This window comes from Clostridium omnivorum (genome assembly GCF_026012015.1).
Lineage (GTDB): Bacteria > Bacillota > Clostridia > Clostridiales > Clostridiaceae > Clostridium_AX > Clostridium_AX omnivorum.
Window position 1 is genome coordinate 855,294 of sequence record NZ_BRXR01000001.1, and the last position, 19,304, is coordinate 874,597.

Below are 19,304 nucleotides of genomic sequence, written 5' to 3' on the forward strand. Positions count from 1 at the left end.
TTCCTATTACTTATATATATATGTTTATATTTTTATTCTGTATATTTCTGCACCTAATCTTTTGAACTTTTCTTCAATAGATACGTAGCCTCTATCAATGTGGTATATATCCCCTATTTCAGTTGTGCCTTCTGCTACAAGTCCAGCTAAAATAAGTGCTGCTCCAGCTCTCAAATCTGTTGCCTTTACTTCGGCTCCAGTAAGTCTTTCTACTCCTTCAATAACTGCAGTTCTTCCGTCAATTTTTATATTTGCACCCATTCTTTTTAATTCTTGAGCATGCATAAATCTATTTTCAAATATTGTCTCCGTTATAACGCTAGTTCCCTGAATGCAGCAAAGTAAACTCATCATTTGAGCTTGCATATCTGTAGGAAAACCTGGATATGGCATAGTTTTTATATCTATTGGTTTAAGATTTTTGCTTCCATCTACAATAATTGAATCCTCTGCTATTTCCATGATAACTCCCATTTCAGTCAGCTTCGCAATTACAGGTTTTAAATGTTCTTCATTTGCTCCGTTTATCCTTATTTTACTTTTGCTAATAGCTGCAGCAACCATAAATGTTCCAGCTTCAATTCTATCGTATATAGGCTTATGGGTAGTTCCTTTTAACTTCTTTACACCTATAATTCTTATAGTATCTGTACCAGCTCCTGTTATCTTAGCGCCCATCTTGTTTAAAAATACTGCTAAATCTTCAATTTCAGGTTCTGCAGCGGCATTTTCAATAATAGTTTCACCCTCTGCGGTAACTGCTGCCATCATAATATTCTCAGTAGCACCTACCGAAGGAAAATCTAGATATATTTTGTTACCTATTAGTCTATTTGCTTTAGCTTCTACAAAACCGTGACCTACATTAACCTCTGCACCTAAAGCTGTAAAGCCTTTTAAATGAAGATCTATAGGCCTTGTTCCAATATTACATCCTCCGGGTAATGATATTTTAAACTTACCAAACCTAGCTATCATCGGTCCCATTATAAGAAAGGATGCTCTCATTTTTTTTACTAAATCACTAGATGCTTCACTACAAGTTACATCTGAAGTATCAATAACTATCCTATTACTTTGTTTATCTATACTGATATTACATGAAATACTTTTTAATACATCACAAATGACAAAAACATCTTCAAGCATCGGAGCATTTTCCAAAGTACATTTATCAGCACACAAAATACTAGCAGCAATTATAGGTAGTACTGAATTTTTAGCCGAGCTTACATTTACTTCTCCGCTTAACTTATTCCCACCCTTAACTACTATTTTTTCCATAAATATATCCCCCATTTCATCATTGCTAATAATTTGTTATTATTACGGGCGTACCCATTATCAAGTAGTTTCCAGAAGAATACCTACATACGGCAAAATTAAAGTCCATTAATTTACCATCATTTTTCATTGGTTTATAGTTTTTTGTATATGCTACAGTACTATAACCATTAGATATTTTTACTGTAGCTATATTTTCAGCTTTTTCTTTTCTTAGAAGCCTTACTACATCACTATTCACACTTGATATATCTGAATTTGGAAGCTTAGCTTTTATATACTGAAAAAGTTTCTGATTTTTTGCTTTATTATCTGTAGCATTTTCTATCTTCTCTTTCAACTCCTTCAATCCATTTGCACTATTTTTTTTAGAAATATTAACAGTAACAACATTATGATTATCAAAATTTATACTTTCTATGTACCCATTTGTGTCATCCTTGTTAAATTCTAGACAATACATTTCATTGCCCTTGATTGCATTAATACTTGCCTTTTCATAAAACCCCAGCTTCTTCAATAAATCTACGCATATTTCTTCATTAGTTCCATCTGTCTCAAAGCTAGTTTTAATTCCAAACTCTTCAATTTCACAATTCGTTTCAATTAAAATACTTTGGAATGAATCTATATTATTATCCTGCGGATAAGCATTACCATTAACAAATAAAAAATTTATAATCACCATAAAAAGTAATAAAGTTCTCATTTTTTTCTTCATCATCAATACCCCCTGTTTCTATTTTGATTATTGACAACAGGTGGAAATTTTATTCTTAGAATATAGTATTAATATATAATTTTTCTAAAAAAGTGTGAAAAAAAAAAGAGGGCAAGTTGCCCTCTTTCATAAAGTCATATAATATTTTATCTTTCAACTAGCATAGCAGTTCCCATTCCACCGCCTATGCATAATGTAGCTAAACCTTTCTTAGCTTCTCTCTTCTGCATTTCATGAAGCAGCGTTACTAATATTCTAGCACCTGATGCACCTATTGGATGTCCAAGTGCAATAGCTCCTCCATTAACATTAACTTTTTCCATATCAAAATTAAGATCTTTTGCCACAGCCAAGCTTTGAGCTGCAAATGCTTCATTAGCTTCTATAAGGTCAATATCCTCTATTTTAAGATTAGATTTCTCAAGTGCCTTTTTGGTTGCATAAAATGGTCCGTAGCCCATTATAGAAGGATCTAATGCACCTTGAGCATAATTAACTATCTTAGCTAGTGGTTTTATACCAAGTTCAAGTGCTTTATCTGCACTCATTACGACAAGAGCAGCGGCGCTGTCGTTTAATCCTGATGCATTACCAGCAGTAACAGTACCATCCTTCTTAAATGCAGGTTTTAACTTTGCAAGTTTTTCAACTGTAGTACCTGGTTTTATGTATTCATCAGTATCAAATACTATAGGATCACCTTTTCTTTGAGGAATTACTACAGGAACAATTTCATCCTTGAATCTGCCTTCATTTTGAGCTTTGGCAGCCTTCATTTGAGAATTAGCTGAAAATTCATCTTGCATTTCTCTAGTTATATTCCACTTTTCAGCAATGTTTTCAGCAGTTATTCCCATGTGATATTGGTTAAATGCATCCCATAAACCGTCGTTTATCATACAGTCTACCAAATTGCCATTCCCCATTCTCTGTCCCCATCTAGCATCATTTAATAGATAAGGAGCTCTAGACATATTTTCCATACCGCCAGCGATAACAATATCAACATCCCCAGCTTTTATCATTTGCGCAGCTAGAGCAACAGCTCTAAGTCCTGAACCACATACCTTATTTATAGTCATTGCAGGAACTTCTACTGGAAATCCAGCTTTTATTACTGCTTGCCTTGCAGGATTCTGACCAAGACCTGCCTGAAGTACGTTTCCTAGTATAACTTCATCAACCATTTCCGGTTTTATTCCTGCTCTACTTACTGCTTCTTTAATTACTATTGCACCAAGATCAACTGCTGGAACCTCCTTTAATGCTCCACCAAATGATCCTATTGCAGTTCTTACTGCACTAACTATAACAACTTCCTTCATATAATTACCTCCCCATTTAATATTCCCCATTATTATATTAATTTCTCTAACAATTTTATTATACTATTCAGAAATTTCACATTCAACCACTTTGTTAAAAAAAACACAATTTTTTAATCTATATGAAATTCCTTCCCTCTCTCAGCTTTATGTCCAAAATTATAAAGTATTGCATTAACTATTCTTTCAGAGGCTTTTCCATCACCATAAGGATTAATAGCCTTACTCATACTATTGTATGCTTCTTCATCTCTTATAAGCTTATTTGCCTCTGTAGTTATAAGTTCAATGTCTGTCCCTACTAATTTAACTGTTCCCACTTCAACTGCTTCTGGTCTTTCAGTTACATCTCTTAAAACCAAAACAGGTTTTCCTAAGTGTGGTGCCTCTTCCTGTAGTCCGCCAGAATCAGTCATAATCATATAACATTTATTCATAAGATTATGTGTTTCTTTAGTATCAAGTGGAGGCAACAAATGAACCCTTTCAAGATTTCCTAAATGTTCATAAACCACATCCTTTACTATTGGATTTAAATGTACAAGATAAATTAACTCCACATCTTCATTTTGTTCAACAATATTCTTTAGTGCTTTACATATGTTATCAATTCCTTGACCCCAATTTTCTCTTCTATGTGCGGTAACCATTATTACCTTTTTATTGAAATCGATTTTATTAAGTTCATCAGTACTAAATACATAGTTACCTTTAACTGTATATTTCATTGCATCTATTACTGTATTTCCTGTAATAAAAATATTTTCCTCTTGAACTCCCTCTCTCAAAAGATTTTCTTTAGAACCTTTTGTTGGTGCAAAATGCATGTCAGCAATAGCCCCTGTAAGCTTTCTGTTCATTTCCTCGGGGAAAGGAAAATATTTATCAAAAGTTCTAAGTCCTGCTTCCACATGGCCAACTTTTATCTGCTTATAAAAAGCTGCAAGAGCCCCTGTAAAAGTCGTTGTTGTATCGCCATGCACCAATATTATATCTGGTTTTTCTTCCTCAAAAATTTCTTCAAGTCCTTCAAGTACCCTTGTAGTAATGCCAGTTAAGGTTTGTTTTGTTTTCATAATATTTAAATCAAAATCCGGAGTAATGTTAAAAAGCTCCAAAACTTGATCTAACATTTCCCTATGCTGCGCTGTAACACACACTTTTGATTCAATTTCTTCTCTACTCTCAAGTTCCTTTACTAGTGGAGCCATTTTTACAGCCTCGGGCCTAGTACCAAAAATTGTAATAACTTTTACTTTATTCATGCGTACCTCCTCGTTTTCCTCATTGAATCTCACATTTATCATTTTATTAATATTATTATCCTATTGACTTATATAAAAATTAATCCTTTCGTTTAAAGAATCCAGCTTTCCAAGCTATTATAACGATAAAGAGTATTACAGTTACAAATAAAAAGTAAGATCTTACAGTATCTATTTGCATTGCAATTATAGCTATACCGCCAAGTATTGCACTTATTAAATACATTATAATTACTGCCTGCCTTTGAGTTAATCCCATGTCTAGAAGTCTATGATGCAAATGCCCTCTATCACCTTCCATTATAGGCTTTCCATTTACCTTTCTTCTTATCATAGCAAACAGTGTATCATATATAGGAAGCCCTAATGCTAAAATAGGAACAGTTATTGCAAAAGCAGCCGCAGATTTAATTGCTCCTTCCATAGAAATTGCAGCAAGTAAAAATCCTAAAAGTGCAGCTCCTGTTTCACCCATAAATATAGATGCAGGATTAAAATTATAGGGTAGAAATCCCAGTATAGCTCCAGATAGAATAGCAGTCAAAATAGCTGCTTCAGTCCTATTAAATAATATGGAAATAACAAATATAGTTATAGCTGATATTAATCCTATACCTGCAGCTAAACCATCTAAGCCATCTATAAGATTTAAAGCATTAGTAATACCAATAACCCAAAGTATTGTTAACGGATATGATAGAAATCCTATTCCAAGCGATAAATCAGTTTTATCAAAAGGATTAGTAATATAATTTATTTTTATACCGGAAAACAAAAGGCAGAGTGCCGCTGCAAATTGAAATATTAACTTCTGCCATGGTTTAAGTACTTTAATATCGTCAACAATTCCTTCAATTACTATAATTGTGGTTCCTGCTATAATCCCTAATTGATGTGTTGTTATACTTCCTTTTTTAAATATCAATGTTAATAAAAAGGCTCCATAAATAGCAAGACCGCCCATCAAAGGCATTGCCTTAGTATGTATCCTTCTTTCATCCTTTGGAACACTGACTGCATTAACTTTAAACGCAAGTTTCCTTACAATTGGAGTAAATCCAAAGGACAACACCATTGAAACCAAAAATAACATTATTAAACTATCCATAAGTATTCCTCTCTAAATTTAAATGACATGTATTGTGAAATTTTCTAATCCGCTAGTAAGTGCAGTCTCCCTCTAAGGAATCATCTTCTTCTATCCAATCAGATACTAAAACTGTCCTATAATCTTTTTTGGTATCTCTAATTATTACTTTCTCTATACCGGAGTTGATAATAAACCTTTTACAAAGAGAACATGGTGCTGCGTTGTGTACATATTCACCAGAATTTTGTTCCTTTCCAACTAGATACATTGTAGCGTTTAGCATATCCTGCCTCCTGGCAGATATTATTGCATTTTGCTCAGCATGCACTGATCTGCATAATTCATATCTTGTACCCCTAGGTATATTTAATTCTTCTCTTCTGCAGTACCCTAAATCGCTGCAATTTTTTCTTCCTCTTGGGGCACCTGTATAACCAGTGGCGATTATTTCATCATGTTTTACTATAATTGCTGCAAAATTTCTTCTAAGACAAGTTCCTCTTTCAAGTACTGTTTCACATATATCAAGATAATAATTATGTTTATCAATTCTTTCCATAACTGCTTCACCCCTGTTTATGCTGAATTTGTTTGTATTATTTTTTTACATTTACAATATCTATTTTATAACAAATTGCATATAATTTAAAGCATTAGGCATAAAATTAAAAAAGTCGGTCAAATGCCGACTTTTTATAACCTTTTTATTTTGTTCCAAATAGTCTATCTCCAGCATCTCCAAGACCTGGTACTATATATCCATTCTCATTTAATCTTTCATCTACTGATGCAGTATAAATATCTACATCAGGATGAGCATCCATAACAGCCTTTATACCTTCTGGAGCAGCTATTAAGCACATAAGTTTAATATTTTTAGCTCCTTTTCTCTTTAACAGTTCAATAGCGTCAACTGCTGAACCACCTGTAGCAAGCATAGGGTCTGTAACAATTACGTCTCTTTCTCCTATATCTTGAGGTAATTTACAAAAGTACTCTACTGGTTTTAAAGTTACTTCATCTCTATATAGACCTATATGTCCTACCTTTGCAGCTGGTATAAGCTTTAACATACCGTCTACCATTCCAAGTCCAGCTCTTAATATTGGAACTATAGCCATCTTCTTTCCAGCTAACATTTTACATTTTGTAGTACAAATAGGAGTCTCAATTTCAACCTCTTCTATTTGCATATCTCTAGTTACTTCATAAGCCATAAGCATTGCAACTTCTTCAACTAATTCCCTAAAATCCTTTGAACCTGTATTTTTATCTCTAATAAAAGCCAATTTATGAAGTATAAGTGGATGTGCTATTTGTGTTAATTTACTCATTTTTATTCCCCCTATTTAGTATACTTTTCTTCGATTGCAGATATTTTATTTATTCTTCTTTGGTGTCTGTCGCCTTCAAATTTTGCATTTAAAAATGTTTCCACTATATCTAGTGCTACTCCAACGCCTACTACCCTTGCTCCAAGTGATAGTATATTTGCATCATTGTGCTCTCTGCAAGCATGAGCACTGAAAGTATCACCACAAAGTGCTGCTCTTATCCCAGGTACCTTATTTGCAGCTATGCTTATTCCAATACCTGTACCACACACCAATATTCCATAATCAGACTTCTTTGAAACTACTTGCTCTGCAACCTTTTCAGCAAAATCAGCATAATCACAGGATTCCATGGAATAAGTTCCACAATCCTCAAGTTCTATTCCTTTTTTCTCCAAGTGCTTAATTATCTCTTTTTTAAGCTCTAATCCTGCATGGTCACTTCCTAATGCTATTCTCATACTTTTTTCTCCTTTCACTCGAAACACTGGGCAATCTAACCTCGCCGATTTCCATCGGCAGATTGCCCGTAAAAGGTCATTTAGACCTTTTACCTCCCTTCATTATATGTTAATAGTAATTTTGGACATAGAAAATTACTACAAAAAAGAAGATATTAGTATTATATAATACCCTTATCTTCTTCTATTTTATGCAATAAAGCATCTATTAAATTTTTTAAAGAATCAAAAGTTTTTTGATAAGCAGAAACATCGCCGCCGTAAGGATCAGCAACATCCCCTTTTACGCCGACATACTGTTTTAAAGTGTAAACCTTATTTTTAATATTCGGAAATCTGCCTAATATAATATCTCTCATGTAAGCAGTCATAGTTAATACTAAATCTGCCCCTTCCAGCATTTCCTTAGTTAACTGAACTGCCTCTCTTTTAGAAATATCACAATCCAAATTTTCTTTAACAAGTAAAGCTGAATTCTTAGAGGTCTTACTACCTTTCACAATAGAAAAACCAGCTGAGGAGGCACTAACATCTTCTAGTGTATTTAATTTGTTAAATATGGCTTCTGCCATGCAGCTTCTGCAAGTATTACCAGTACAAACAAAAAGTATCTTCATGCGCTTCCTCCAAATATTTCTAATAATCTTAAAACCTAAATTAATAGTTAATTAAATTAGACATTAATAATATCATAGCCTGCGGATTTTTTAAGTCTGTTCATAACGGCTACACCAAAATCAATCTCTTCAAAGGCTTCAGATATTATTATATCCACCCCTAAATCATCAAAACCTCTTAAAACTTCGAATAAATTTTTACCTATATTGCTAATGTCATTTCTGCTGCCCAAGGATCTTACTATTCCATTTTTATAAAAGTTTACTGTCTCATCTGTAGCCATTATTCCAACGGTTTTATTTTCGTCTATATAATTTTGCACTATTTCATTGATTTTTGCAATAGTTTTTTGCAAATCTCCTTGAACAATTTTAAGTGGAGCTTTTGGTGCATAGTGTCTATACTTCATTCCAGGAGCTTTTGGCTTAAAATCACCTACTGGTTTCTTCATTATTGCAGGATCTATATAAATTTCCGAATTAACTTCCCTTAGCATTTCCAAGGTAATTCCTCCTGGTCTTAAAACACATGGAGGCTCTACAGTACAGTCTACAATAGTAGACTCTAAGCCAACATCACATTTTTCTCCACCCAATATATACTCTATTTTTCCCTCTAAATCTTCAATACATCTCGACACTTCTGTAGGACTTGGTCTACCTGAAACATTGGCTGATGGAGCCGCTATTGGAACTCCTGCTGCCTTTATAAGCTCCCTTGCTACAATATTTGAAGGCATTCTAATTCCTATTGTATTAAGCCCTGCACTTGTAGTATCCGGTATTATTTGAGACTTTTTTAAGATTAGTGTTAATGGTCCAGGCCAAAACTTTTCCATAAGCCTTTTTGCAATCTCTGGTATTTCAGTAGTTAAATACTCTATATTGAAATCAGCAATATGAACTATAAGAGGATTATCCTGCGGCCTTCCTTTTGCTAAAAAAATCTTCTTAACAGCAATATCATCTAGTGCATTTGCTCCAAGGCCGTATACCGTTTCTGTAGGAAAGGCCACTAAGCCCCCATTTCTTATAACTTTGCCGGCATCTTCTATTGCAGTTCTATCTAAATTATCTAAATCTAAAATTACAACCTTTGTTTCCATTTCAATCTACTCCTTAGTTAATAATCCATAAAACTCTTAGATTACATTAGTCATTACAAGTCCTAAGAGAATACCTACCATAATTCCAAGCGTACTAGTTACACCATCCCAAAGCTTTGAAGACTCTGGAAACATCTCTCCACAAACTACATAAATCATTATACCTGAAGCAAAAGCCAAGCACCCGCTCAATACATTTTGTGAAATACTGCCTATGTATGCTCCTATTAAAGTACCTATTGCAGTCGGAAAGGCTGTTAAAAATGCATATAGTAATATTTTACTAACCTTTACCTCTGAAGCCATTAAAGGCGCTGACACTGCTATCCCCTCAGGTATATCGTGTATTGCTATTATAAGGCTCATTTTAAGTCCAAGACCGCTGCCAGCTAAAAAACCACACCCCATAATTACCCCTTCAGGAAAATTGTGAAGCATCAAAGCAAGTGCCGCCATAAAGGCTACCTTTAGATGGGTATTATCATAAACTTTTTTTGCATTTACTATCCTATCTATTATTATAATAGTAATCATTCCAAGTATACAAAAAAACAAGGTGGCTGGAAAGCTCCACTTAGTCATAGCCTCTGGAATTAAGTCAAACACTACTATAGATAGCATAAGCCCCCCTGCAAATCCTATTATAGCTCCGAGTAACCTCTTTGATGGCTTTTTTATTATTACCCCCAAAGAAGCACCAGTCATTGTACCAATCAGTGATACAATACTTCCAAGCAGTACAATTATTAACATGTTCCCATTATCCAATTAGATCACCCCTATTGTAATTTAATAAATCTTCATACAACTTGTACAAAATTGAAGTTCTATAACATTGTATTTATTAAAATAGGAGTAGAGAACCTTTCTGCTAAATTTTATTAGGATTTTTACAAGCAATTATACTTAGGATCTAAATTCCTTAATCTTTTCAATTGCTTCTTCTGTATAAACAGCTGAAACACAAGATTTATATATAGTATCCAACAATTTGTATTTTATAAAACCACCCTTAGTTATAATAAAATAGTAGTATTCTTCTTCAGGATGTTGTTTTTTAAGCTTATAATAATGATGTGCAACATAAGAATTATTTTTTAAAAACTCTTGATCAATAAGCTTTATTTTTTTATTCCTAAACCTAGATGTGGTTAAGAGTATAATATTAAACTGAGTTCCTTCACCTTCAGTATGCACTAGTACTACCTTATTGCATACTAAATTAAACTCAATCTTAAATAACCCCTGTTTTATTTTTATTTTATAGTTATCGTAATCGTATTTTAAGTATCCAGCATTAATAGTTATTACAATTGTAGTTAATATAAGAAGTTCAATGATTGCTAAATATGTTAGAAAAAACACATCAAATTTATTTGCTATAAGTAAAGCAAAAGGTAGAATAAAAAAAATAAAGCACATAGACAGCATAAATCTCTTATAAGACTTGTTTTGCTTTCTAATTGCTTTATTTATATCCATAAGTTCACCCCTGAATAATTATAGATTAATCATTATTTCCCATAGCTTTCATTTTTTCTGCTTGATCTGCTGTTATAAGACCGTGAAGCATTTCATCTATATCACCATCTAAGAAAGAATCGAGTTTATAAAGGGTTAATCCTATTCTATGATCTGTAACTCTTCCTTGTGGATAGTTATAAGTTCTAATTCTTTCACTTCTATCACCAGTACCTACTTGGCTCTTTCTATCTTCAGCTATACCTGCACTTCTTTCAGCTTGTGCCTTTTCATAAAGTCTTGCCATAAGAACTTTCATAGCTTTTTCTTTATTTTTAAGCTGAGACTTTTCATCTTGACAGGATACAACAAGACCAGTTGGTAAGTGAGTTATTCTTACAGCTGAGTCTGTAGTGTTTACACACTGTCCACCGTGACCGGATGCTCTAAACACATCAATTCTTATGTCATTAGGATTGATGTCTACATCTACCTCGTCAACTTCCGGAAGCACTGCTACTGTAGCAGTGGAAGTGTGAATTCTACCACTGGATTCAGTATCAGGTACCCTCTGTACTCTATGAACTCCACTCTCATATTTAAGCTTACTATAAGTTGATTCTCCCCTAACCATAAAAACAACTTCTTTGAATCCACCTATATCTGTTTCATTAGCACTCATAAGCTCAATTTTCCATCTATGTCTTTCTGCATATCTAGTATACATTCTAAAAAGATTTGCTGCAAATAGAGCGGCTTCCTCTCCACCAGCTCCACCTCTAATTTCAATAAATACGTTTTTATCATCGTTTGGATCCTTAGGAAGAAGAAGTATTTTCATTTCTTGCTCCAAGTTTGCAATATCTTCAGTAAGTTGCTTTATTTCCTCTTGGATCATTTCTCTCATCTCTCTGTCATCTTCCATTTGAAGCATTTCTTTGTTTGCTTCAAGATCAGAATTAGCCTTTTTGAAAGCTTTATATTTACCTACTAATATTTCAAGTTCAGCATGTTCCTTACAAAGTTTCTGCCATTCCTTTTGGTCAGCCATAACTGAAGGATCACTTATCTTTATAGAAAGCTCTTCATATTTATTTTCAATGAAATTTAGACGTTCTAATATCATATTATCACTCCGTATATATATTTTCACAATTATTTATTATATCACAAGACTTTTATATTAATCAACTGAGAAATCCAAGAACTACTCTGTCATTTTCTGCTAAGTCCTTGATACATTTTATATGAACAAAACCATTGGCACTTAATATGCTTTGTACTGCCTCTCCTTGGTCATGGCCTATCTCAAAAGCCAATAGTCCTCCCTTTTCCAAAACCTCTAGACTTTGTAATGTTATTTTTCTATAAAATTCTAAACCATCCTCTCCACCCCATAGAGCAATGTAAGGCTCATAATCTTTCACATCTTCCATTAATGTAGGAATTACATCTGTTCTAATATATGGCGGATTTGAAACTATAACCTGAAAACTCTTGTCTTGCATCATAGCATATTGAAGCAGATCACTTTTATAAAACTTTACTTTTTTGTCCACATTTAGTTTTTTAATATTTTCTTCTGTAACCCTTTCAGCACTGTCGGAAATATCAGCACAATCTACTGTAACTTCCTCTAAAAGCTTAGCTATAGAAATACCAATAGCACCAGTGCCACAGCACACATCGCATATTTTATTATAATTATGGTGCTTTGCCTCTCTCAATACTTCCTCTACCAATACTTCTGTGTCAGGTCTAGGGATTAGTACTCCAGGTTCAACGTAAAAATCAAATCCCATAAACTCACAAGCTTTTAAAATATATTTGACAGGCATTTTCTTTTTTCTTAGCTCTATGAAATTTAGAAATTCTTTCACTTTTTGTTCTTCCACTTGAAAATCCCTATTTGTAATTATTGCCATTCTATCTATATTTAAAACTTTTCCTAGAAGAAGTTGAGTATCTAACATATAGCTGTCAATATTTTCATTTTTAAGAATATCATATCCCAGCTTCAACAATTCCTGTATTTTCTTCAATGCTTGCCTCCTCAATTACCTTTTCTACTTCTATTCCCTCAGCAGCTTTAAGTGCTGCAATTGCTACTTCTATCTGGTCAATTTCTGGTTCTTTTGTAGTAAGCTTTTGAAGCATAAGACCTGGATAAGAAAAGAATTTTGCTGCTTTACTATCGCTTTTTCCCATCCATCTTATAATTTCATAAGTTACCCCCGAAACCACAGGCAAGAGAATAACTCTGTATAGAATTCTTTCCCATAATGAATTCCAACCAGTTAAAGAAAATAATATTATACTTACTATCATTACTAAAAACATAAAATTAGTACCACATCTTGGATGCAATCTGCCAAAGCCTTTAGCATTTTCTGGAGTAAGTTCAACTTCATTTTCATAGCAGAATATAGTTTTATGCTCTGCTCCATGGTACTGATATAGTCTATAAATGTCTTTCATCTTTCCTATAGCGTATATATAAACTAAGAAAATCAGCACTCTAATTACTCCTTCAATAATATTAAGTACTATAGTATTTGTTACATTTAATTTTTTAAACAGATTTGCGCTAATATTAGGCAATATAAAAAATAACCCTATAGCTAATATTAAAGAAATGCACAAAGAAGCTGCCATAACTATATCTGAGCTTTTATCTTTAAACACACTCTCAAACCATTTGTCAAACTTGGATGGCTCCTCTTCATCTTCAAAAAATTCTGATGAATAATTTAGTGTTTGTATTCCTACTACTAAGGATTCTATTAAAGAAATAAAACCTCTAATTATTGGCAATCCAAAGAACTTATTTCTTTTGGTATAAGGAACTATATCCTTATTTTCTATTACTATCTCACCGTTTGAAGTTCTTACTGCAGTGGCTACCCCTTTTGAACCTCTCATCATAACTCCTTCAATAACGGCTTGACCCCCTACATTTTTATATTTGCTCATTTCTTCACCCCACAAATTTTCTGTGCTTTATCTTTCTTTTTCATACTCTTCCTTAAATTGAATGTAGCATTTTGGACATAGAGCATGATATTCTACATTGTCCTCTTTATCTATTGCAACTTGTTTTCCTTCAAAAACGTACCTTCCATTTATCATTCTACCATTTAATAGCGCCTTTTTACCGCACTGACATATATTTTTTAACTCTTCAATACTATGAGCTAAGAGCAGCAATCTGGAACTTCCTTCAAACCCGTTCATTTGAAAATCAGTACGCAGTCCATAGCATATTACCGGTATATCTAACTTAACAGCAACATAAAACAATTCATCTATATGCTCTTTTTTAAAGAACTGAGCTTCGTCTACTAATATACAGTCTATAGCTTCTTTTTCAGAAATCCACTTTTGAACTTCTTTAAAAATATCCTGTTTTTCATCTATTAATAAATCTACTTCTCTAGTGACACCAAGTCTTGAAACAACCTTATTTCCACCTTTTGTATCTGTTTTAGGTTTAATAATAATTATTTTCATGCCTCTTTCTTCATAATTATGTGCTACCTGAAGTAAATTAGTTGACTTTCCACAATTCATAGCTCCATATCTAAAATAAAGTTTGCTCATTCCCCTGCTCCTCCTCTAAATAGGCTGCACAACCTATCTTTATAAGCTCTAGCTTACAGCTAATTCGTAGAATCTATCTTTTATTTCTCTTAATATACTTAGTATAATCCTTATACTATTAGTAAACATATAAATAGATTATAACATTACAACTTTACTTTTAAAAGTAAAACCTCCCTAAACTAGTCATTGACTTAATAAAAGGTGTTGTGCTATAATCTAGAGGTTAATAGTGGATATAAGTCCACGATTCGAAAGAGGTGAAAAAGATGAGAGAAGGCATACATCCAGAATACCACAATGATGCTGTGGTAAAGTGTGCATGTGGAAATACTTTTACAACTGGTTCAGTTAACAAAGAACTAAAAGTAGAAATATGCTCTAAATGCCACCCATTCTTCACTGGCCGTCAAAAGATAGTTGACGTTGGCGGAAGAGTTGAGAAGTTCAGAAAGAAGTTCAACCTACAAGAAGAAGAATAATTTTTAAAGAAATAAATGGGAAAGATTTTATCTTTCCCATTTTTCTTTATTATCTCTATTTGACAGCTCAATCTTATTAAACATCTCTAAAAATTCTTCATTGTTTTTTGTCTTTGAAAGTAAGGATATAAGTTTTTCAGTTACACTCTCTGTGCTATTTTCAGAGTAAAGCACCTTTCTAATGTTATATGCAACCTCTTGTTCCTTGCTTGACAGAAGTAAATCTTCTCTTCTTGTACCAGATTTATATATATCAATTGCAGGGAATATTCTTCTCTCTTGAAGCTTTCTATCTAGATGTACTTCCATATTTCCTGTACCTTTGAATTCTTCAAATATCATATCATCCATTCTACTTCCAGTCTCTATTAGAGCAGTAGCTAGTATAGTCAAGCTTCCTCCTTCTTCAATCTTTCTTGCTGCACCAAAAAACTTTTTAGGATTTATAAGTGCACCTGGGTCAAGTCCCCCTGAAAGTGTTCTACCAGTAGGAGTTATGGTTAGATTATAAGCTCTTGATAATCTTGTAATACTATCTAGTAAAATTACTACATCTTGACCTTGCTCAACCATTCTTTTAGCTCTCTCAAGCACCATTTGAGCTACCTTTGTATGGTGATCTGGTTCCTCATCAAAAGTAGAATAAATTACCTCTCCATTAATAGAACGCTGCATATCTGTAACTTCCTCAGGTCTTTCATCTATTAATAGAACAATAAGTTTAATCTCAGGATGATTTCTTGAAATGCTATTTGCAATTTTCTTTAAAAGAGTAGTTTTACCAGCTTTAGGAGGAGCAACAATAATTCCTCTTTGCCCTTTACCGATAGGAGATAGTATATCCATTAATCTTGACGATAAATCAAGTGTGCTTGTTTCAAGCTTTATTCTCTCTTGTGGATATATTGGTGTAAGTGTTTCAAAACGTTTTCTACCTACAGCCCTTTCTGGATTTTCTCCATTAACTCTCTGTACATATAAAAGAGCCTTAAATTTTTCTCCCTCTTTTGGAGTTCTAACTTTCCCTTCTACTTCATCTCCAGTTCTAAGATTAAATCTTCTTATTTGAGATGGGGAAACATATATATCATTAGGACCAGTTAAATAATTGTCGCCTCTTAAAAATCCGTAATTATTATTTTCTACTATTTCCAAAACACCCTTAGCTGTGTCGGACTCATCAATCATTTCTTTAAGCTTTTCTCTTTTTTCCTCAAAAGACGTGGTTTCTGTTTCATTATCTTCAACTTGGTTTTCAAGTTTTACATTATCTATTTTTATATTTTTTGACCTATTTTCATCTTGACCTTCTAATTTTTTATCGTTAACTTCGTTTTCTATAGATTCAAGTTCCGTGTTTCTAGAATTGATTTTTTCTCTTAAAATCACTCCATCTTTCTCTATAGATACAGGAGCCACTTTAGCCGTATCTTTGCTTTCTCTAGCAGCTATATCCTTGAGCATCTCAATAAGTTCCACTTTTTTATGCTTTGAAACATTTTTAATTCCATGTTCCTTAGCCACTTCTCTAAGTTCTACTAGAGTCATGCTTTCATAATCCATGTTCTGCAAAAAAATAACACCTCCACCGTATTCCTTTGTATATGTAAACCATCATGGGGAATAACTAAGAAAATATTTGAAATGTGATACTTTAATCATTATATACCATTTTCAAATTTTAATCCATAATATTTAAAAAACACACGAAACTTATTGTCGTGTGTTTTCATATTTATGCTGTTGGAGCGATTGATTTTAAAGAATTTCCTAGCGAAAGCATTAATAATCCTAATCCTAATGCTAGTACCCAAACTATTAGAACTATGATGATAGCCTTTTTCTTAGAAATCTCAGAAACTTCAGATATTCCAAATACTAATAGTACCATCTGCCATATTCCAAAAAGATTAAGGTTTTTAATCAATACGTCTGTAGCTGTGGCTGCAGCTGCTGCATCTGCTGATGGCTTTTTAGCAATTAACGAATATAAAAGCTGTATTACGCTTCCAATAAGTACGGCTATATAGGAAAGAGAATATATTGATACCATCTGATTATATTTTATATTTCCTTTAAAAAGTTTTACTAATAAATAATAAACAAAAGATGCTATATAAATTACTATATATACTCCTATTACCGCAAATATGGCAATAATCGCCGTAAACACAGGTGAATTGGTTAAGTTTACAGCAATTTGAGCTGCTTCAGCATTTTGAGTACTCTCCATCAATTGTTCTTTACTTATAGCCCCCAACGCTAGTCTTCCAACTATAGTTATTATAAAGTATACTATACCAATTATTAAAAATAATTTTCCATACTTAGGTGTTTCCTTATACTGAGCAAATAACTCTGATGGCTTAACAAAAAACTTTTTTATCTTTTCGCCCAGCGGCATCTTTTCTACTTTTATTTCATTTTCCATTATATTTTACACTCTCCTTAATCCTCTTTTATTGTTGATATTACATCCAGTTTCGCTGCCTTTGAAGCAGGATATATTCCTGAAAGCAAACCTATAGCAGTAGCAAATACGAGTACAAATAATATTAAGCCAAAATCTATACTTATTACATTACTAACTCCAGTAACTCCCTGCTTTGCAAACATGCTTCCAGCAATTGTATTAATAGCACCGTTGATTAGAATTCCTATGGTTATACCTAAAAGACCTCCCATAAAACCTATAGCTGAGGCTTCTCCTATAAATATAGCTTTAACGTCTAAAAGACTTGCTCCAACTACTTTCATTATTCCAATTTCTTTTTTTCTTTCATAAATAGACATATTCATGGTATTTGCTATACCAAAGGCTGCAACTAGTAATGATATTGCCCCTATAGCTCCTACAACCATCTTTACGCCTTTTAAAACTGCGTTAAATCCCTTAGTAATTTCTTCAAAAGACATATAAGTATATCCTAGATCTTTAAGTTTCTTCTTAACGTCCTCTATCTTTTGTGAATCTTCAACAACAATATCAATGCCGCTATAACCTTTTGATTTAATAACATCTTTATTGCTGTTCTTCCATTCTTCAATTTTTCTTACACTATTCACTGGAAGCTTTAGTGAAAAACTATCAGTCAGCCCGCCATTAAATATTCCAACTATTTTTACACCATATACTTTATTTTCTTCTTGTCCATCATCATTAACCTTGGTAACTGTAATATTCATTTTTTTATTAATAAGTGCTTTAACATCTTCATCCTTTACATTATAAGGATTCTTATTGTCTATGATGTAGCCAGCCATTGTCTTCTCAATAATACATTCATCGGAGCTATCTGAAGGAAACTTACCATATAATAATTCATGATTTTTAGAATACTCCTTCATAGAAGTCCCCACTACTGTAGCTGGAATTTTATTTTTTTTATACTCCACCGAATATTCTATAGGATTATACTTAGGAACCGCCTCTCTAACATATTGAAGATTCTTAAGTTCCTTCAATGCATTATCATTAAGTATTTTTTTCTTTTTCTTATCACTTTGATTAGAAAAATCATTCTGAATTACATTAATTGTATTTGCATCACTCATATTGCCAAGCTTACTCATTACAAACTTCTGAAACCCGCTGCCAAGTGAAACCAAAACAAAGATAGCTACACTTCCAATAACAACTCCTGTCATGGTAAGTATAGTTCTTCCTTTTCTCCTCCACATGTTGTTCCAAATATTTTGGATCAAATCAGATAGTTTCATTTTTAACCACCTAGCCCAAGCAGCCTTTTAAAGAAGGTTCCTATAGATGCAAAAAAGCCTTTTTTCTCCTTGCTGGCATCTTTTTTAACCCCATCAGTTGCCTTCACATTAAAATCCTTTGTTATGCTTCCATTTTTATTCATTTCATCCCTATAGGTTAATTCTACTTTTCCATCAATAGCTTCTCCCATAGCCATTTCATACTCATAGCTGTTTTCGTCTCCTGGCTCAAGAGTTCCAAAATACTTTGTTACTTTTTTATCATTAGCAGTAATATTGAGCATAACATCTGAAAGCGTTGCTTTTCCTGAGTTTACAAAGTTTAGCTTAAGCTTATTTTTCTTTTTTATTTTGTCTTCTTCTGTATCTAAAGATGTTATTAAAAGATTTGGTTTATTTGCAAGTACTATTCCAATAATCTTGTTATCTTCAAAATTATTATTGTACTTTTCTTTTCCTGCAATATTCACCACAAGATTATAGGCACCAACCTTAAGTTGAGAGTCCGCCATTAAATTTATGCTTACATCTGAGACCTTTCCTTTTCCTATGGATTCACAAAACATATCATTAGTTTTTCCTACAGGCGAAAAACCAGTTAGAGTATTTTTTCCTTCCATACTTACTAGCTTAACTATTACATTTTCTAAATCTCTTGTTCCTATATCCTTCAGTGTAAAGTTAAGTTTAAATTGCTGCCCAGGTTCTACTATTTCCGGTTCAGTCCACACCTTTTCTACTAAAATTGGTGATGCTAATGCCCGTACTTTAAAATTAGGTATCATTATAAGCATCAAAAATAGTAATATAAACGATACTTTTCTTTTCAAATTGCTCC

21 protein-coding genes are annotated in these 19,304 nt (G+C 33.0%); 1 reads left to right on the top strand and 20 read right to left on the bottom strand.

Annotated elements, in window-relative coordinates; translation table 11 throughout:
- Positions 1 to 24: 24 nt before the first annotated feature.
- The 16 genes from murA to bsdE14_RS04020 all read right to left on the bottom strand — a co-directional run bounded on the left by murA (position 25) and on the right by bsdE14_RS04020 (position 14,264).
- Positions 25 to 1,284 carry a UDP-N-acetylglucosamine 1-carboxyvinyltransferase gene (murA, locus tag bsdE14_RS03945; protein ID WP_264848659.1) on the bottom strand — a complete coding sequence of 420 codons (1,260 nt, stop codon included), beginning with the start codon at positions 1,282 to 1,284 and terminating at the stop codon, positions 25 to 27.
- 25 nt (positions 1,285 to 1,309) lie between these two features.
- A complete protein-coding gene (locus tag bsdE14_RS03950) occupies positions 1,310 to 2,008 on the bottom strand; it encodes a YwmB family TATA-box binding protein (RefSeq protein ID WP_264848660.1) in 699 nt (232 codons plus the stop codon).
- Between the two features lie 143 nt (positions 2,009 to 2,151).
- The gene (locus bsdE14_RS03955) at positions 2,152 to 3,330 is read right to left on the bottom strand and encodes an acetyl-CoA C-acetyltransferase (protein ID WP_264848661.1); all 1,179 of its coding nucleotides are present in this window, start codon (positions 3,328 to 3,330) and stop codon (positions 2,152 to 2,154) included.
- A 113-nt stretch (positions 3,331 to 3,443) separates the two neighbouring features.
- On the bottom strand, positions 3,444 to 4,595 hold the full coding sequence (gene wecB / locus bsdE14_RS03960) for a non-hydrolyzing UDP-N-acetylglucosamine 2-epimerase (protein WP_264848662.1): 1,152 nt from the start codon (positions 4,593 to 4,595) through the stop codon (positions 3,444 to 3,446).
- Between the two features lie 79 nt (positions 4,596 to 4,674).
- Entirely contained in the window at positions 4,675 to 5,703 is a 1,029-nt protein-coding gene (locus tag bsdE14_RS03965; RefSeq protein ID WP_264848663.1) for an MraY family glycosyltransferase, read from the bottom strand.
- Positions 5,704 to 5,755: 52 nt separating this feature from the next.
- Positions 5,756 to 6,244, bottom strand: a complete 489-nt coding sequence (locus bsdE14_RS03970; RefSeq protein ID WP_264848664.1) for a deoxycytidylate deaminase — start codon at positions 6,242 to 6,244, stop codon at positions 5,756 to 5,758.
- A gap of 145 nt (positions 6,245 to 6,389) precedes the next feature.
- Entirely contained in the window at positions 6,390 to 7,019 is a 630-nt protein-coding gene (gene upp / locus bsdE14_RS03975) for a uracil phosphoribosyltransferase (protein WP_264848665.1), read from the bottom strand.
- Between the two features lie 11 nt (positions 7,020 to 7,030).
- Positions 7,031 to 7,480 (bottom strand): ribose 5-phosphate isomerase B, encoded by a 450-nt coding sequence (gene rpiB, locus bsdE14_RS03980; RefSeq protein WP_264848666.1) that lies wholly within the window; start codon positions 7,478 to 7,480, stop codon positions 7,031 to 7,033.
- Between the two features lie 161 nt (positions 7,481 to 7,641).
- The gene (locus bsdE14_RS03985; protein WP_264848667.1) at positions 7,642 to 8,097 is read right to left on the bottom strand and encodes a low molecular weight protein arginine phosphatase; all 456 of its coding nucleotides are present in this window, start codon (positions 8,095 to 8,097) and stop codon (positions 7,642 to 7,644) included.
- Positions 8,098 to 8,153: 56 nt separating this feature from the next.
- On the bottom strand, positions 8,154 to 9,203 hold the full coding sequence (locus bsdE14_RS03990; RefSeq protein WP_264848668.1) for an L-threonylcarbamoyladenylate synthase: 1,050 nt from the start codon (positions 9,201 to 9,203) through the stop codon (positions 8,154 to 8,156).
- Between the two features lie 36 nt (positions 9,204 to 9,239).
- Positions 9,240 to 9,956, bottom strand: a complete 717-nt coding sequence (locus bsdE14_RS03995; RefSeq protein WP_264852216.1) for a ZIP family metal transporter — start codon at positions 9,954 to 9,956, stop codon at positions 9,240 to 9,242.
- Between the two features lie 153 nt (positions 9,957 to 10,109).
- Positions 10,110 to 10,685, bottom strand: coding sequence for a hypothetical protein (locus tag bsdE14_RS04000; protein WP_264848669.1), 576 nt, complete (start codon positions 10,683 to 10,685; stop codon positions 10,110 to 10,112).
- 25 nt (positions 10,686 to 10,710) lie between these two features.
- Positions 10,711 to 11,790, bottom strand: coding sequence for a peptide chain release factor 1 (gene prfA, locus bsdE14_RS04005; RefSeq protein ID WP_264848670.1), 1,080 nt, complete (start codon positions 11,788 to 11,790; stop codon positions 10,711 to 10,713).
- Between the two features lie 61 nt (positions 11,791 to 11,851).
- Positions 11,852 to 12,706 carry a peptide chain release factor N(5)-glutamine methyltransferase gene (gene prmC / locus bsdE14_RS04010; RefSeq protein WP_264848671.1) on the bottom strand — a complete coding sequence of 285 codons (855 nt, stop codon included), beginning with the start codon at positions 12,704 to 12,706 and terminating at the stop codon, positions 11,852 to 11,854.
- Positions 12,669 to 13,637 carry a DUF1385 domain-containing protein gene (locus bsdE14_RS04015; protein WP_264848672.1) on the bottom strand — a complete coding sequence of 323 codons (969 nt, stop codon included), beginning with the start codon at positions 13,635 to 13,637 and terminating at the stop codon, positions 12,669 to 12,671. Before bsdE14_RS04015 ends, prmC begins: the two co-directional genes overlap by 38 nt.
- 27 nt (positions 13,638 to 13,664) lie before the next feature.
- Positions 13,665 to 14,264 carry a thymidine kinase gene (locus bsdE14_RS04020; protein WP_264848673.1) on the bottom strand — a complete coding sequence of 200 codons (600 nt, stop codon included), beginning with the start codon at positions 14,262 to 14,264 and terminating at the stop codon, positions 13,665 to 13,667.
- A gap of 269 nt (positions 14,265 to 14,533) precedes the next feature.
- Here bsdE14_RS04020 and rpmE point away from each other — a divergent pair, with 269 nt between their 5' ends.
- Positions 14,534 to 14,746, top strand: coding sequence for a 50S ribosomal protein L31 (gene rpmE / locus bsdE14_RS04025; protein ID WP_264848674.1), 213 nt, complete (start codon positions 14,534 to 14,536; stop codon positions 14,744 to 14,746).
- 27 nt (positions 14,747 to 14,773) lie between these two features.
- Here rpmE and rho read toward each other — a convergent pair whose 3' ends face one another.
- The 4 genes from rho to bsdE14_RS04045 all read right to left on the bottom strand — a co-directional run bounded on the left by rho (position 14,774) and on the right by bsdE14_RS04045 (position 19,296).
- Positions 14,774 to 16,318 (bottom strand): transcription termination factor Rho, encoded by a 1,545-nt coding sequence (gene rho, locus bsdE14_RS04030; RefSeq protein WP_264848675.1) that lies wholly within the window; start codon positions 16,316 to 16,318, stop codon positions 14,774 to 14,776.
- A gap of 163 nt (positions 16,319 to 16,481) precedes the next feature.
- Complete coding sequence (locus bsdE14_RS04035; RefSeq protein ID WP_264848676.1) at positions 16,482 to 17,177, bottom strand: Yip1 family protein; 696 nt, start codon at positions 17,175 to 17,177, stop codon at positions 16,482 to 16,484.
- Between the two features lie 17 nt (positions 17,178 to 17,194).
- The gene (locus tag bsdE14_RS04040; RefSeq protein WP_264848677.1) at positions 17,195 to 18,466 is read right to left on the bottom strand and encodes an ABC transporter permease; all 1,272 of its coding nucleotides are present in this window, start codon (positions 18,464 to 18,466) and stop codon (positions 17,195 to 17,197) included.
- A 2-nt stretch (positions 18,467 to 18,468) separates the two neighbouring features.
- On the bottom strand, positions 18,469 to 19,296 hold the full coding sequence (locus bsdE14_RS04045; RefSeq protein ID WP_264848678.1) for a COG1361 family protein: 828 nt from the start codon (positions 19,294 to 19,296) through the stop codon (positions 18,469 to 18,471).
- Positions 19,297 to 19,304: the final 8 nt, after the last annotated feature.